Origin of the sequence: Ruminococcus sp. RTP21484sp1_RTP21281st1_A8_RTP21281_210402, from assembly GCF_040914025.1 — a bacterium.
GTDB classification, from domain to species: domain Bacteria; phylum Bacillota; class Clostridia; order Lachnospirales; family Lachnospiraceae; genus Blautia_A; species Blautia_A faecis.
In genome coordinates, this window is sequence record NZ_JBCPGE010000027.1 from 1 (window position 1) to 14723 (window position 14723).

Consider the following 14723-nt stretch of genomic DNA (forward strand, 5'->3'; position numbering starts at 1 on the left):
TGTGGTCTTTTTGAGGAAAGTATGGCTGCTCTTGTTTTGTATATCGTAAGCATTATGGCAGCTGCAATCATCAGCATTCTCTATTCTTATCTCTTTTATAAGAAAAAGATAGCGACCGGAGAAAAATTAAAAATTCAGTATAACAAAAAAACAATTGGAGTATCAGGTATCATAGCCATTTTAACCATTATATTCGGTATATGGACGTTGTTTTTGGGAAGTATTGAGATTCGTTTCGAGGATAAAGATTTTACTATTGAGGCACAAGGCTGGAGCGATTATACAGTAGACTATACGCAGATTGACAGTATCTCATATGAAGAAAATTCATCTCAGAGCTGGAATGATTATAGAACCAATGGTTTAGGAAATCTTAAATATGCTATGGGAAATTTTAGAAATGATGTCTATGGAGATTATATCAGGTATACCCATTCATCCTGTCATTCATATGTAGTCATGAGTATAAATGGAAAAATATTGGTCGTAAATGGTGCAAATGATTCAGCGACAAAGGAAATCTATCATACTATTAGCGAAAAGATGTCAAATGAATTAGAATAACATCAGTTACAAAAAAGCTTGACCACAACAATTCTGCAAATAAAAAAGAAACTGTCGGATAATTCCAGGCAGTTTCCTTTTTTACATATATCAGATACTATATTTATTTACAATTATTTTCAATCATGTCAGCTTTTTTGTTTCTCCCCATCAGCCGATAGTATTTACACCATAATCGCAGCGATTGCAAAGGAACGATTTCTGTTCCAAGTGTCATTCGTTCCACGATTTGTTCTTTGTCAAGAGAACAATCATAAACCTTCCCTTCGCTTACAATAGAAAATCCAGCCATAACGTCAATATCTACAGAATCAATGGTGAATTCCATGAATACCTTTGTACGATACATTGGATCAGAAGCAGAAGCCGGTGCGTGAAGTTCTCCCATTTCTGATAAAATTGTTCGGACCTGTTCAGCATCATGAACAGAGACCATTAAATCAATATCATGAAATTCTGAAATAATACCTTTAAAGTACAGCAGCATAGATGCGCCTAAAGCCCACTCTATATTTGCCTCATTAAATCGATGTGCAATTTTCTGTAGTAATTCAATTTTCTTCCGTATTTCAGGCATAATACCTCCCACTTATATATTTATCTGGATAAAACATGTTTGTTACTGATTCCTACGGATCACTCTGCAAGGACTGCCTGCAGCAATCACATTGTCGGGAATACTTTTTGTTACAATACTGCCTGCTCCAATCACAACATTATCTCCGATAGTAACTCCTGGTAAAATAATAGCCCCGCCACCAATCCATACATTATTTCCAATGATAACTGGTGCTGTTTGTGTTTTACAATCATGCTTCTTAAGTCCGTCAGATAAAGGTGGCTTGGAACTGTTTTTTGAGTTTTTGTTTAACTGCTCTTTCAGTTCTCGGATGGTCTGGTTCAGACTTGTAATCTCAGCAGAAAGCTCAGCAATGCGAGCACTTTGTTCTTCGTTTTGCTTCATCAGAAAACGAACGAATTCTTCTGTGATATTAACTGGCATTCAGACCACCTTCTTTCCGCGATTTTTTATATTTCTATTGTAACGGAAATGCCGTAAAAAAACCAGTCAGACAAAAAAGATACTTCCTTAATCCAATCCTCTAACGCCAGACCCTCTACAGAACTCTCGCGTATTATTCGTTACTACTATTATCCCTCTGATCCTCATTACAGCCATTGTTCCTTTGACCTGCTATAACAAAATGGCACAAAAAGCATTGATTTTATAGACCAATTAGTCTATTCTAAAATAACTACAACAAAAATATTCTTGGAGGGGTATATGACGAAAGCTCTGACTAATTATGATAAAATAAAAATTTCTACAGCACATGTTTTCCTGCAATATAATCAGGCTACAATGATACATAAATATTCATTAGATTACAATTCTGACTGGTTATATATTACTTTTATTAACCGTACCTATCGTATTAAACGAAAAACGGGAAGTGTTCAGTGGTCAGATAATGATTTTGAAATAATTCATGAAGCCAATCACAATGAAGCAATGACTATTTATGATGTTTTATGTTATTCAAAGGATAGATGCCATCTGTCACATGAATTTATAAACATAAACAGCCTTTCCTCTGTCCGAACAGGAAATCTCTCAACGAGCAGCGGATTTTTTCAGAATACCGCTGACTTTTTTAACGGAAAAACCGTTGAATTGCGTAATGCCTGTATAGCACTTTCCGGAAAGGAACTGGAAAAAGGAGATGTTGCTTTTAAATTAAATCTTTTTCCTTTTTTGCCGATTATCATTCGTTTCTGGGAAGCTGATGATGAGTTCCCGGCAAGTCTTCAAATTCTTGCAGACAGGAATACTTTAGATTACATGCATTATGAAACGCTTATGTTTGCACTTACACATCTGTTTTCCAGACTGAACGAGGAAATGCGAAATGAAAAAAGGTGAAGAATCCAGACAACTCCTGATTGAGTGTGCGGCTGAATTATTATGGAAAAATGGATATTCTGCTACTGGAATCAGCGAAATTCTCAAACAAACAGACCTTCCAGTAAGAAAAAATATGATTGAAATGTACCTGGAATACCGGTCATATCATGGCATCTGAAAGGAACTTATGTAAGTTCTGAAAAAATATTTTTGGGGAGGGAATCCTCCCCATTCTTATATCGTGGTACTTTCAAAGATTAAATTGTTAAAGCACTCTTTAAAGAAAAAAGTCCTATGCAATTTTCCAGAGTGGCACTCCATTAGTATAACATGCAATTAATATTTTTCCTGCTGCCTTATTACTTCTGATAATATTGACAGCAGCTTATCAGCCTGGACTGGCTTTGCTATATGTTCATTCATTCCGGCTGCAATAGCCTCCCGCTTATCTTCCTCAAATGCATTTGCTGTCATTGCAATGATTGGTATACACGCCTTGTCCTTATCTGGTAAATTTCTGATTTCCTGTGTTGCCTTATAACCGTCCATTTTAGGCATCTGGATATCCATGAGGATCACATCATATGTTCCAACCGGCATTTGCATTATCCTGTTTACACACTGGATACCATCCTCCACACGTTCTGTTTTAAGACCTGCACGCTCAAGTATTGCTTCTGCAATCTCTGCATTCAGATCATTGTCCTCTGCCAAAAGGATATTCCTTCCCTCAAGTATTTCACTGCAGGATTCTGGATTTTCAGCATGTTTTTTTTCATAATAGCTTTCATCCGCTATCCTGTGTTTTAGTGTTACAGTAAAAGTGCTGCCCTTTCCAAGCTCACTCTCCACATCGATTGTTCCACCGAGCAGATCAACATATTTCTTTACGATTGACATTCCAAGTCCGCTTCCTGTGATTTTGCTCTTCGTGGTGTTTCGTTCACGAGTGAATGCTTCGAAAATTTTTGACAGATAATCCTGGCTCATACCAATTCCGGTATCGCTCACCCTGGTCCTTACAATCATGTACCCAGGCTCCTCGCAGGGTAATTCATCTATATCTACCATAACAGAACCACCGGCTGGAGTATATTTTACGGCATTACTCAGGATGTTGACAAATATTTCTTTTACCTTGGTAGTATCTGTCAGTATATTTTCATGTTCTACATTTATTGTGTAATGAAGAGCAAGATTCTTTTTCTTTGCTTCATCCTCAAATATTTCAAACAGAGTCTGCCGGATATCCTCAATCCGTCCATAGTTCTCATCAATTTCCATCCTTCCGCTCTCAATCCGAGCCATATCAAGTACATTATTTATGATTGACAGAAGGAGGTTTCCTGACTGCTGAAGTTTTTTTAAATGTTCTGAAGTTTCAGGCAAATCCTTTCCTTTCAGTTCATTCTCCATAAGCTGTGCATAGCCCAGAATTGCATTCATAGGAGTACGGATGTCATGTGACATATTGTTAAGGAAACGAGTCTTTGCCAGATTAGCTTCTTCTGCTTTTTTCAGAGCGATTTCCAACTTGTCATTAAGCTTTTGTGTATCATTTGCAGCAAGCTTTGCGACAGCTTCTGCTTTCCTTGCCTTCCGTAAAAGTACGAGGATAATACTAATGATAGTGAGTACAAAAAATCCTGCCGTAACAAAAAAAGCAAGCATATTGTCTTTTACAAAATCCAAAAATGTTACCTTATCTGCTGTACTGTCATAAATAGCAAGTGCACTTGTAAGCATGTCAGACGGCATAGCCTTTAAGGTTTTATTCAATATTGATAAGAGGGTTCCCTCTCCACTTCTAACTGCAAAGCATGCCTCCATTGTTTTTGTAAGTGGAATACTCTTGAAATTTTGACTGTTATCATATATTAGTGCCTGACTTGCGCCCATGAGGAAACAGTCTGCTTTTTCATGAATGACCATATCTGCTGCATCGTCAAGCGAATCACAATCTATAAGCTTCCATTGGGGATAACTGAATGCAATATGCTGTTTTAAGGCATATTTTTCCCTGGGCACAGCTACAGTATACACCTTATTCTCATCAAATTTTTCCTCATCTGTTACCGCCATCAGGCTGTAGGTCCAGGCTGTGTTTGTAAGTGTATATCCGTTTTTTTCTGCAAAATATGGATTCCTGCCAGCATAAAAAATCATGTCAATCTCTCGTTCTTGTAAAGCCTGAAGCATTTCATCATAATCATCATATTCCTGTATATTAAATTCCAGTGTCTGATTTCCCAGACAGTCTTTGGCATAAGAGAAATATTCTGCCAGCATACCGGTAAGTTTTCCAGTCTCTTCGTCCAGAGAAAATACTGCCGCATCATTACTCAGAAATCCGATCCGGATACCATCATGTTCTTCCAACCAGGACTTTTCTCCGCCTGTAAGACTTTGACAATAATCAAGCGTAAAATACTTTTTATACAGATCCGCCTTGAAAAAAGGACTATCCTGATCCAGCTGACGCATAGCCCAGTCCAACTCTGTCTTGATATCGCTGCGCTCTTTATTTATTACAAAATATATGCCGGATTTACCAATCGTGGTAACGGATGATATTCCCTGTTCAGACCAGATGGATTCCTCCAGAGATACAAAACAATCGATTTCATGATTCGCTAATTTCTTTTCGACATCATCATTATTATTCACATTTACATGTTCTGTATGTATGCCATTCTTATTTTCCCATTCTGTCAGCATGATTTCAGGCTCAGTACCCATGAGCACACCTACACGTTTACCGTCCATAGATTTGAAATCAGACGTCCCAATATCCGTATCCGATAAATCAGCATAAAGGATATATTTTTCCTCACCCATGGGTTCATCCGGGAAAAGCATCTTCTGTGCACGTTCATCGGTGTAAGAAATATCGCCCATGATATCAATCTCACCATTTTCAAGCTTATCAAAACAGTTGGACCAGTCACATTTCACATGCTCAAATTTCCATCCGGTATAACCTGCCAGAGCCTGCATGAGCTCGTAGCCATAACCTCGTCTGACACCGTTTTTATCGACATAATTAAAGGTATCCTCAAATGAGCCGACACGGATGGTCTGTGGCTGTTTTTCATCATTATTCGTTTCAGCAGCCTGGCAGTGTACCGATAACATCATCCACATTCCCAGGACCACAAATATACATGCAAATAGTACGGCTGATTTTTTTCTACTTTTATCCATATTTTTTATTTCCTTCATCCGTTTGTGTTTTATGATGTTCCAAACACCAGGTCAAAAACAGCAAGTATTGTTTTTATATCAATCGGTTTTGCAATATGTGCATTCATCCCTGTTGCTGTGTACTGCTGCTGTGTAATTTCCATCATCTCTGCAATGCCCCGGGTGATAAAAACGCTGCCAAACAGGCAGCGCATCTCATTTCATGCAACTGGCTGCCATTTTACAGGCCCTGTAGCTTTGCGTCGCAGACTTTCATCTGTTTTGCCGATTTCCATATTAGAGCATTTAAAATTATACAAAAAAACTGATTTTATTATACTCCCTTGCTCCACTTTACACAAGAAAAACCTCACCGCTTTAACGCTTAAAAATAATTTGAAAACCTGCTAAAAAGTTGTTAACCGAACTTCTTAGCAGGTTTTTATTACTAATCTGTCAGATTATTTTGTAATGTACTGATCAATTCCTCTATAACGATTGGCTTGGATAAGAATCCATTCATACCGCATTCCAACGCTTTCTTTCTGTCCTCGTCAAAAGCATTGGCCGTCATGGCAAGGATGGTGATTCCTGCCAGTGCCGGATCCCTAAGGGCACGGATCTGCTTCGTGGCCTCATATCCGTTCATTACCGGCATCTGCACATCCATCAGCACCAGATCATAACCGCCCGGTTTCGACCTCTTGACCTTCTCTACTGCCTCTGCCCCATTTTCTGCAGTATCCACCAGGAAGCCATATTCATTAAGGATTTCCACCGCAATTTCACTGTTCAGCTCATTGTCTTCCACAAGCAATATACATTTGCCTCTGAAATCTGGGACTGCCGCCGGAAGAACAGGATTCTCCTGCTCAGCCTGATTCTGGCCAATGGCAGTCATCAGGGTATCTCTGATATCAGACATAAACAGAGGTTTCGCACAGAATGCAGTTACCCCTGCAGCCCTGGCTTCCACTTCGATGTCTGACCAGTCATAAGCAGTCAGAATAATGATCGGTGTATCGTCACCAAGACTGCGGATCTGTCTGGTGACCTCAATACCATTCATATCCGGCAGTCGCCAGTCGATGATATAAGCATGGAAGGCATCCCCAAGCTCCATAGACTGTCGTGCACGCAGAACAGCCTCCTTACCGGAAAGTGTCCATTCCGAACGCATTCCAACCCTCACAAGTATTTTTGTCACGCTGTCACAGGTATTAAAATCGTCATCTACAACCAGAGCCTTAAGACCTTCCAGCTCTATGATCTTCTCTATACGTTGGTGCTCAGGCTGAGTCCGGAATGGCAGTCGGACGATAAATTCGGTACCTTTCCCCTGCTCTGTCCGGACCTCAATGGTGCCGCCCATCATATCCACAATATTCTTGGTGATGGCCATACCAAGTCCTGTACCCTGAGTCCTGCTTACAGTGGAAGTCCGCTCCCTCTCAAAAGGAGAAAAGATCTTCTGTACAAATTCCTGACTCATACCGATTCCGTTATCCTTCACCCGGATCTCGTACAGTTCACTGCCTCTTTGGAGACCCGGATACTGTTTCAGCCGGACAGAAACGGTTCCGCCAGCAGGAGTAAACTTGATCGCATTGGACAAAAGATTCAGCAGCACCTGATTCAGTCGTGTCTTATCACAATAGACATCCTCATTTGTCACATCCATGGCATCCATATAAAGCTCCAGCTGTTTCGCATGGATCTGCCCGCTGATGATCGTCTTCAGATCATGAAGCACATCCGACAGACTGACCTCCGTTTCTTCCAGATGGATCTTTCCGCTCTCAATCCGGCTCATATCCAGGATATCATTGATCAGGGAAAGCAGATGGTTACTGGAGGAAAGGATCTTTCCCAGATAATCCCGAACCTTGTTTTTATCATCAATATTGCTTACAGCCAGTGTGGTAAAGCCGATGATCGCATTCATTGGTGTCCGGATATCGTGAGACATGTTGGAAAGGAAGGTACTCTTGGCCCTGTTTGCTGTCTCCGCCGCACGGACTGCCTCAGAAAGTGCTTGGTTCATTTTCCAGTCCGAGGTACGGTCCGACAGAACCAGGATGTATTTCTTTTTTCCATTTACCTCACTACCCATTGCAATATTATGGAACCAGCGTTTTTCCCCTGTTTTCTGATGAACATATTCAAAATCCCATTCTCGCTGTTCATGAACCTTGATTTCTTCCAGATAATTTTTCTCCGGATCTTCATGTTCCGCCGGATGCAATTTTCCCAGAACACGAATATCTCTACGAATCTGTTCTACCGTAATACCCAGCAGATTTTCCGCATTTGGGCTGACGTAATCTGCCTGATATGTTTTTGCATCCAGCATCAGAAAGACATCATCCACGTTCATTGAAAGCTTTTGAAACAGCTCATCCCGGTACCGGATCTCCGTATCCTTTCTTCTGAGATTTGTCCTGCTTTTTTGAATAATAAGACTGATAAGAAAAGCAGCAATACAGAACACGACCGCACCAACAAGAAGCATTGTACTGCTCTGCAGGCTGTTCATACTGGCATTGACAATATCTGCCTGTACAAGTCCCAGAAATACCCAGTCCTGAATATCTGATTTTTCATAGACCAGATAATAGTTCCTTCCATCCAGATTTACCAGCATCGCACCAGTATGTCCTGCTTTAAACTTCTCCGAAAGCTCATTGACCTCTTTTTCAGACATATCAGAATGCTCTCTCAGAACACCGAAGAAATTATATACATTCCCCCATAACTCAGAAGAATGATCGATCACAACACGGCCATCCGGATGAACAATAAAACTCTGTGCATTTCCATTGAAAGCAGAAATATCCAGTACATCTACGATATTAGAGTTTTCATAAGCAATGGCGATGGCATCATATTCAAATCCCTGATAGTTTCCATGAGCCTTGGGAGTGGCAAAAACAAGCAACTGGGATTTTCCCGGAACTGCTGCATTTGATATCACATCATTTCCCTGCCGGATGTCCTCTTCAATATTTTCCTGTAATCCAAGGTACCCGGTTTCCCCTGTCACCATCTTATAGTTCCCGTCGGCTGACAGAAAAAAGAAATCCAAAAATCCGGCATCTTCCTGCGCATTCTTTATATAATTACGGATTTCATCTTCGCTTGAGGTATTCTGCAGATTCTCACCCCAAATATGGAGATAAGTCAGGTTCTTATCTGTCAATTCCCTTAACATATTATCAGACTGATGAAAAACCTCCGTCAGATGGGAAACACTTTCCTCATAAATAGTTTTCGACACAAAGTCAAAATATCGGAAAACCATCAGAACAATTCCCAGTAAAACAGCTGTAAAGACAGCGATCCGGAATCGTTTTCTCCTAACAGTCTTTTCTCTGCCTTTGTTATGCTTCTTAATATCCATTCTTCTCACCTCAGAGTCATGTAGTCTTCAGGTTCTGCAAGAATGGCATCACCATCTGAAATATATCCTGTCCAGGTATCTTTCACAAAGGTGTCTTCTCCCTCAAACGCAATATTCTCATCTGTGGGATAGGCTTCCATGTGTTTTGGTATCGCAAGGCAGGTTACCGTGAATGTATCCTTGTCCTGAACTTTTTTTCCGTCTTTTGTAACTTTACTCAATGTATAGCCATCATCCGTTTCTTTGACTTCCACGGAAATGCCGCTGACCACAGGCAGAGAGCCACGGTTAAAGGGAATGAAACCTCCCTGATAGCCTTCTACAAAGTTTCTGACCAGTTCTGTCAGTTCTGCCCCGCTTATCCTGCAGCTATATGCCGAAAGACTGTTTGGCATGATCATGTCTCTTGCCATTTTTTCTGTATATCCAGCTTTCAGCACGTTTCCCGTAAAGCTGTTTCCGGTTGCGATTAGCACATCCGTCCCATAAATACCACGCAGAGTGTTTGCCATAACCGAATAAGCCGCATTTCCCCCACTGCTATGAAAACGGTTGGAATAGGATTTCTGTGAATCCAGCACGATATTCTCTGAAGCAAATTCTTCCGCAAGAAGCTGGGAATTAAATGACTGATAGGCCTGCTCTGCATCGTATTCTCCTGAAATCATCTTCGAAACCACATCCTTGGAAACGGAGAAAAAGTCATTTGACGCAATACGGATATACATGTGGTTTTCCTCGATCACAGGTTTCACATCCTTCAGATATTCCGTAAGCTTAAGATTCACATCCTGGCTGTAGCTTAACAGATCCTGTCCATCACTAATGATCCGGTTCTGTGCATCCTCTGAAAGCATTGTATTCAGTACCTTCATTGCTTTCTTCCGGCGCGTCTCGTCCTGTGTCAGGTCACGGTTTAATGCCACCTGAAAATATGGGGTCGTCATCAGCCACTTTTCGCCATTCTCCTGAAAGAATGGCAAAAATGTTGTGTTAATGCCCTGATCCTGTAACATTTTTACACCAGCTGAGCTGCCGAAGTACATGGCAAGCTTACCACTTTGGTACATCTCAATTATATCATCATAATTCATATCCAGATCGTCCTGGTTCAGCCCGGTATCCTGGATAAACTGTTCCATGCGTTCAAAAGCCTCCGGCCAGACGGTATCATCCAGACCTTCTCTCTTTGTATTATCCGGGTCACTGTAGGTGGTGCGCCACTTGCGTCCGTCTACAGAAGACAATTCTGATGCAGACAGACCCTGCAGTGTTTCCATACAGGTATAATCGTAATAATAGTCTGCAGTAAAGCCACGGATTCCCACCTCGTCAAATGCCTGGCAGGCAGAGACAAAGCTTTCATAATCGGTTGGCAGCGGAATTTCATACTTTTCAAAAAGGTCCTTGTTCACTACAAAACCGTGGGCATCTGCACACACGGGAAGCCAGTTTACGCTGCCATCCTCGTTCATAAAACTGCTGAGGTAGGTATCATAGACAGCACCTGCCTCATTGGTTGTGGAAAGATCCATCAGACTGTCATTCAGCGGACTTGCGTCATGCAGGGAAAACCGGCAGCAGGTAATAATATCCGGCAATCCACCGTTTTCATCAAGAAATTTATAAAAATCCAGATCATTATTGCCGACTACAAATTCAACATTGATATCCGGAAGCTGTTCCTGGATGTATGGTGCATATTTATCATACAGGCTGGTGCTCCATAAATACACTGTGATGGTTTCTGCATCTTCTTTTTCTGCAATTTTTCTGCCACAGCCTGACAAAAGTGATGTGCCTGTCGCCATCACCAGAAGTACAGCAAGTAACTTACTCCGTTTTTTCTTTTTCATTATGACTCCCCCTGAAACTGTGTTTCATTAGTTTATAAATTATATTTATTAATAATTTTCCATCAACAGGCTTTGCTATATGTTCATCCATTCCTGCTTCTTTAGCTCTCAGTCTGTCCTCCGTGAATGCATTTGCTGTCATTGCAATGATCGGAATCATCTTTGCATCCTCTCTGTCCAGAGAACGGATTTTCTTTGTAGCTTCATAACCATTCATAACCGGCATCATAATGTCCATAAGAATGACATCAAATTCACCAGGTTTACTTTTTCTGAATAGCTCAACAGCTTCCTGTCCATTCCATGCTTTCGTCACCTCAGCACCTTCATTCTGGAGCATAAATTCTGCAATTTCCATGTTCAGCTCATTATCTTCTGCCAGAAGAATATGCAACCCCTTTATAGATTTTTCTGATACATCCTTCTGTTTTTCACGTTTATCCGCATTCATATCTATTTTGAACGGAACCCGGATCACAAATGTAGTTCCTGTGCCTTCTTCACTTTCAAAGGTAATGGCTCCGCCCATTTTCTCGACCAGATTCTTTGCAATCGGCATCCCAAGTCCTGTTCCGGCAAATTTTGTGCGGCTTCCTGTGTGTTCCTGTGCAAATGGTTCAAAAATATGTTTTTGGAACTCCTCAGTCATTCCGATTCCGGTATCCCGGCAGACAAATTCCATTGTGGTCATTCCTGGCTGTCCGGCTGGGATTTCCATGCAGCTGATATAGATATGTCCGTTTTCTCTGTTATATTTCACCGCATTGGACAGGATATTCATCATCACCCGTTTCACATACCCCGGACTTCCAATAAAATCCCGGTGTGTGATTTCTTTTTTCTCCCACACGATCCTGATATTCTGTTCTGCAGCCATCTGCTCGATTACAGCAAGTACTTCCCTTGAAATACTGCTCAGATTAAATGGAATCTCTTCCAGAACGATTTCGCCTGACTCCAGCTTACTCATATCCAGAATTTCATTTACCAGTTCCAGCAGCAGGTTAGATGCTTCTTTCACCTTTGTTCTGTATTCCGTCTGCTTTTCCATATCATCTGCATAATAGTCTGCCATATGTACCATGCCGCAGATTCCATTGATCGGAGTCCGGATATCATGGCTCATTCGCTGTAGAAACTCTGTTTTTGCCTCATTGGCTGCTTCTGCCTTTTTTGCTGCTATCAGAAGTTCTTCTTTATATTTTTCATCTTTTTCCTGTTCCTGTTTTCGGTGTGCCAGATTGGTTCTGTATGTCCAGAACCAGAATATACTAAACATCAGAAAATAAAGAAAAATAACGCTTATCACACTTAGTGGAAGGTTATGGAACACTTCTGTATCCGGAAGATACGCATAGATATAATAATCCCTCTGCTTCAGCATAATTCCGTAACATCCGATTCCTTCATTCTTCAAATGGTAAATGTGCTGACTATCTGTATGTCTCTTCATTGCCTGAATAACTTCGTTGTCAGCCGTATTCTGCCCCAGCAGGCTCTCATCATTGCTGGCAACAACAATCCCCTCGTCTGCGACAATAATCGTTCCATCTTTCTGGATACTATAACCATTTAAAAGTCCCTGTATCGTCAGTGTATAGTTTCTGGCAAATTCAGGAGGTGTGTAATAGTAGATTGCCACAATACCCGGTGCATCTTTTCTGGAACAGGCTGCAATATCAATATAGGATCCGTCTTCCCTGGCAAACCGTTCTGAATAAGATCTTTCTTCATATCCGGTAAAATCCATAATAATGTCTTTTTGCAGATACTCCGTAATCTCATCAGTCAGAGACTCATCCGTACTGTATTCGCAGTCCGTCTTTCCCTCTGTATCCAGTACAATGATACCATCCACCCAGAGAGTCTGCAGGTTTTCTTTCAGGAACTCCCGGCTTAGATGACCGCCGTTTTCTTTTTCCGTTTTAATATTTGTACTCATCTGTCTGGCACTTTCAATAGCACGGAGGAGGCTTTTGGATTCCGAAGATTCATTATAATGGGTGTAGGTGGAACACTGCACTTTGACATAATTTACAATCTCTACCATTCTTTTCTCTGCTTCCGTTTTCTCCGCATGAAAGAAATAAAACAGAGAGACTACTGCCACACAGATTCCAATCATACCACCGAGCAGCTGGATTCGTTTTTCTTTTTTCTTTCTCTTAATATCCAAGATCATCCACCTCCAGATATTTCTGGGGATCATCCAGATATTTTCCAATAATTTTCAGGGATGTGCCATCCTGACGCATTTCTTCCAGAGTCTGGCTCATCTGCTCACAGATTCCTCTGTCATCATCTTTTGCAAAAGCGACACCTATTCCAGTGATCATCAAAGGTTCTTCCAGGATACGGAAGCTTGCATCATAATCCTTCATATACTGAACAATCGATTCCTCATGTGCGGCGACTGCATCTACATAGCCTTTTCCCAGAAATGTATAGATCAGTTCCCTGTGTCCTAGGCTGATCAGATTGCCCAGCTTTGGGATTCTTTCATCTGTCCGGTTCAGAAAGATGTCTTCCGGTTTGGTTGTGGACTGGACAGCAAGGTTCTTTCCCTCCAGGTCATTCAGGCTGTAGATATCGCTGTTCTCATTTACAGCGACCACCTGACGGCTTGCTATGTACGGTCCTGCCCAGCGGTAATCGTCAAGACGTCCTTCCATAGAAAAGCAGCCCATGATACAGTCAATCTCTCCGCTCTCTACCAGTTCTTTTTTCTTCTCCCAGTTGATCTGGACAACCTCCACCTGATATCCCATTCTTTTGAAAGCTTCCGTAGCCAGTTCTACATCTATGCCCGTCGGTACGCCATCCTCGTTCAGATAATTGTATGGCGGATAGCTGTCACTGCCGAGAGTAATGACGGGCTTTTCTGTTTCATCTTTCGTGTTATCTGTGTTTTTACACCCTGCCAGGGTGACTGCTAAAATTCCCGCAAGCAGAATGCCTGCAATCACTTTTTTTCCTTTCATTTTCTGTCTATCCTAACTATCCTTCTCGTATTTTTCATATCTGATTCCCTGCCATAAAATTATTATTGTTACGTCTATGAAATAACACCGTAAAAAAACACTGTCTCACAGACAGTGCACCTCAGTTCATGCAACTGGCTGCCATTTTACAGGCCCTGTAGCTTTGCGTCACAGACTTTCGTCTGTTTTGCCGATTTTCTTATTATAGCTTTTAAAATTATGCAAAAAACCTATTTTATTATACTCCATTGCTCCACTTTACACAAGAAAAACCTCACCGCTTTAACACTTAAAAATTAAAAAAAAGAACAGCCGATACATATACTCGAACTATTCTCCTTCTTCCGAAGTCCACGCAGCATTGACATTACTGTTTCCTACTCATTTGTACTCAGAGCGTTCCATATCCTTGGAACTTCTTTTTGCTCTTCTGTCAGCTTCTCCGAATTAATATCATAGGTTATTACGTTTTTACTTTCTTCTACGTTTTTGTGAGGCGGCCAGCCTGTAATAGGGCCAACTTCCGGATCTTTTGCATTATTAAAATGCATTCTAAAATTTTTTCCATACACTTGGTTTAACCCCGCCCGGATACAATTGTATTTTTTAGTTCTCTTGCCGCAGCTCCCATAGGATGCTGGCTGTCATACACCAGGCAGATCTGGCGTTCCGGAATTTCATCTTTTAATGGGATCTGTACGATCTCTTTTTTCAAAAGGGAAGGTGCGGCCATTGGCTGGGGCAAAAAGGCAAGCCCGAGCTCGCATTTTACCAGAGGCAGGATCTGATCCGCAGTGGCAGCTTCCGTATCCGGGGAAAGATCCAGGCCATGG

At 41.3% G+C, this 14723-nt stretch carries 10 protein-coding genes, 3 pseudogenes and 2 riboswitches; of the genes and pseudogenes, 3 read left to right on the forward strand and 10 right to left on the reverse strand.

All coding sequences use genetic code 11. From position 1 onward, the window contains the following. Positions 1-564, forward strand: a pseudogene (locus AB5170_RS13365) (hypothetical protein); the annotation flags it as partial. Between the two features lie 103 nt (positions 565-667). On the opposite strand, the gene AB5170_RS13370 reads toward AB5170_RS13365, so the two are convergent. The 3 genes and pseudogenes from AB5170_RS13370 to AB5170_RS13380 form a co-directional block, all read right to left on the reverse strand. Further along, positions 668-1141: a DUF1897 domain-containing protein gene (locus tag AB5170_RS13370; RefSeq protein WP_118584022.1), complete on the reverse strand. Its 474-nt coding sequence runs from the start codon at positions 1139-1141 to the stop codon at positions 668-670. Between the two features lie 42 nt (positions 1142-1183). After that, a pseudogene (locus tag AB5170_RS13375) lies at positions 1184-1372 on the reverse strand (DapH/DapD/GlmU-related protein); the annotation flags it as partial. Next, positions 1373-1567, reverse strand: a pseudogene (locus tag AB5170_RS13380) (DUF6444 domain-containing protein); the annotation flags it as partial. It lies immediately after the preceding pseudogene. A gap of 282 nt (positions 1568-1849) precedes the next feature. Here AB5170_RS13380 and AB5170_RS13385 point away from each other — a divergent pair. Further along, positions 1850-2488 (forward strand): DUF3786 domain-containing protein, encoded by a 639-nt coding sequence (locus tag AB5170_RS13385; protein WP_173771466.1) that lies wholly within the window; start codon positions 1850-1852, stop codon positions 2486-2488. Continuing rightward, complete coding sequence (locus AB5170_RS13390) at positions 2475-2648, forward strand: hypothetical protein (protein WP_173717288.1); 174 nt, start codon at positions 2475-2477, stop codon at positions 2646-2648. The genes AB5170_RS13385 and AB5170_RS13390 overlap by 14 nt, the downstream gene beginning before the upstream one ends. Positions 2649-2806: 158 nt before the next feature. Here AB5170_RS13390 and AB5170_RS13395 read toward each other — a convergent pair whose 3' ends face one another. The 7 genes from AB5170_RS13395 to AB5170_RS13425 all read right to left on the reverse strand — a co-directional run. Further along, positions 2807-5674 carry a transporter substrate-binding domain-containing protein gene (locus tag AB5170_RS13395; protein WP_368361796.1) on the reverse strand — a complete coding sequence of 956 codons (2868 nt, stop codon included), beginning with the start codon at positions 5672-5674 and terminating at the stop codon, positions 2807-2809. A gap of 200 nt (positions 5675-5874) precedes the next feature. Further along, positions 5875-5950, reverse strand: a riboswitch (cyclic di-GMP riboswitch). 151 nt (positions 5951-6101) lie between these two features. Further along, entirely contained in the window at positions 6102-9053 is a 2952-nt protein-coding gene (locus AB5170_RS13400; protein WP_173773300.1) for a response regulator, read from the reverse strand. A gap of 5 nt (positions 9054-9058) precedes the next feature. Beyond that, positions 9059-10909: an ABC transporter substrate-binding protein gene (locus tag AB5170_RS13405; protein WP_173773301.1), complete on the reverse strand. Its 1851-nt coding sequence runs from the start codon at positions 10907-10909 to the stop codon at positions 9059-9061. Beyond that, the gene (locus AB5170_RS13410) at positions 10887-13091 is read right to left on the reverse strand and encodes an ATP-binding protein (RefSeq protein ID WP_173773325.1); all 2205 of its coding nucleotides are present in this window, start codon (positions 13089-13091) and stop codon (positions 10887-10889) included. Before AB5170_RS13410 ends, AB5170_RS13405 begins: the two co-directional genes overlap by 23 nt. Further along, the gene (locus tag AB5170_RS13415) at positions 13075-13890 is read right to left on the reverse strand and encodes an ABC transporter substrate-binding protein (protein ID WP_173773302.1); all 816 of its coding nucleotides are present in this window, start codon (positions 13888-13890) and stop codon (positions 13075-13077) included. The genes AB5170_RS13410 and AB5170_RS13415 overlap by 17 nt, the downstream gene beginning before the upstream one ends. A 126-nt stretch (positions 13891-14016) precedes the next feature. Then, positions 14017-14092: riboswitch (cyclic di-GMP riboswitch) on the reverse strand. Positions 14093-14267: 175 nt separating this feature from the next. Beyond that, a complete protein-coding gene (locus AB5170_RS13420; RefSeq protein ID WP_173773303.1) occupies positions 14268-14441 on the reverse strand; it encodes a hypothetical protein in 174 nt (57 codons plus the stop codon). 26 nt (positions 14442-14467) lie between these two features. Then, positions 14468-14723, reverse strand: a 256-nt coding sequence (locus tag AB5170_RS13425; RefSeq protein WP_368365074.1) for a LysR family transcriptional regulator substrate-binding protein, incomplete at its 5' end; no start/stop codon positions are given.

What these genes read in the sequence shown, in the direction of transcription:
- AB5170_RS13370 (WP_118584022.1), bottom strand. Translation starts at nt 1,141, where the DNA reads ATGCCTGAAATACGGAAGAAAATTGAATTACTACAGAAAATTGCACAT.
- AB5170_RS13385 (WP_173771466.1), top strand. Translation starts at nt 1,850, where the DNA reads ATGACGAAAGCTCTGACTAATTATGATAAAATAAAAATTTCTACAGCA.
- AB5170_RS13390 (WP_173717288.1), top strand. Translation starts at nt 2,475, where the DNA reads ATGAAAAAAGGTGAAGAATCCAGACAACTCCTGATTGAGTGTGCGGCT.
- AB5170_RS13395 (WP_368361796.1), bottom strand. Translation starts at nt 5,674, where the DNA reads ATGGATAAAAGTAGAAAAAAATCAGCCGTACTATTTGCATGTATATTT.
- AB5170_RS13400 (WP_173773300.1), bottom strand. Translation starts at nt 9,053, where the DNA reads ATGGATATTAAGAAGCATAACAAAGGCAGAGAAAAGACTGTTAGGAGA.
- AB5170_RS13405 (WP_173773301.1), bottom strand. Translation starts at nt 10,909, where the DNA reads ATGAAAAAGAAAAAACGGAGTAAGTTACTTGCTGTACTTCTGGTGATG.
- AB5170_RS13410 (WP_173773325.1), bottom strand. Translation starts at nt 13,091, where the DNA reads ATGATCTTGGATATTAAGAGAAAGAAAAAAGAAAAACGAATCCAGCTG.
- AB5170_RS13415 (WP_173773302.1), bottom strand. Translation starts at nt 13,890, where the DNA reads ATGAAAGGAAAAAAAGTGATTGCAGGCATTCTGCTTGCGGGAATTTTA.
- AB5170_RS13420 (WP_173773303.1), bottom strand. Translation starts at nt 14,441, where the DNA reads ATGCATTTTAATAATGCAAAAGATCCGGAAGTTGGCCCTATTACAGGC.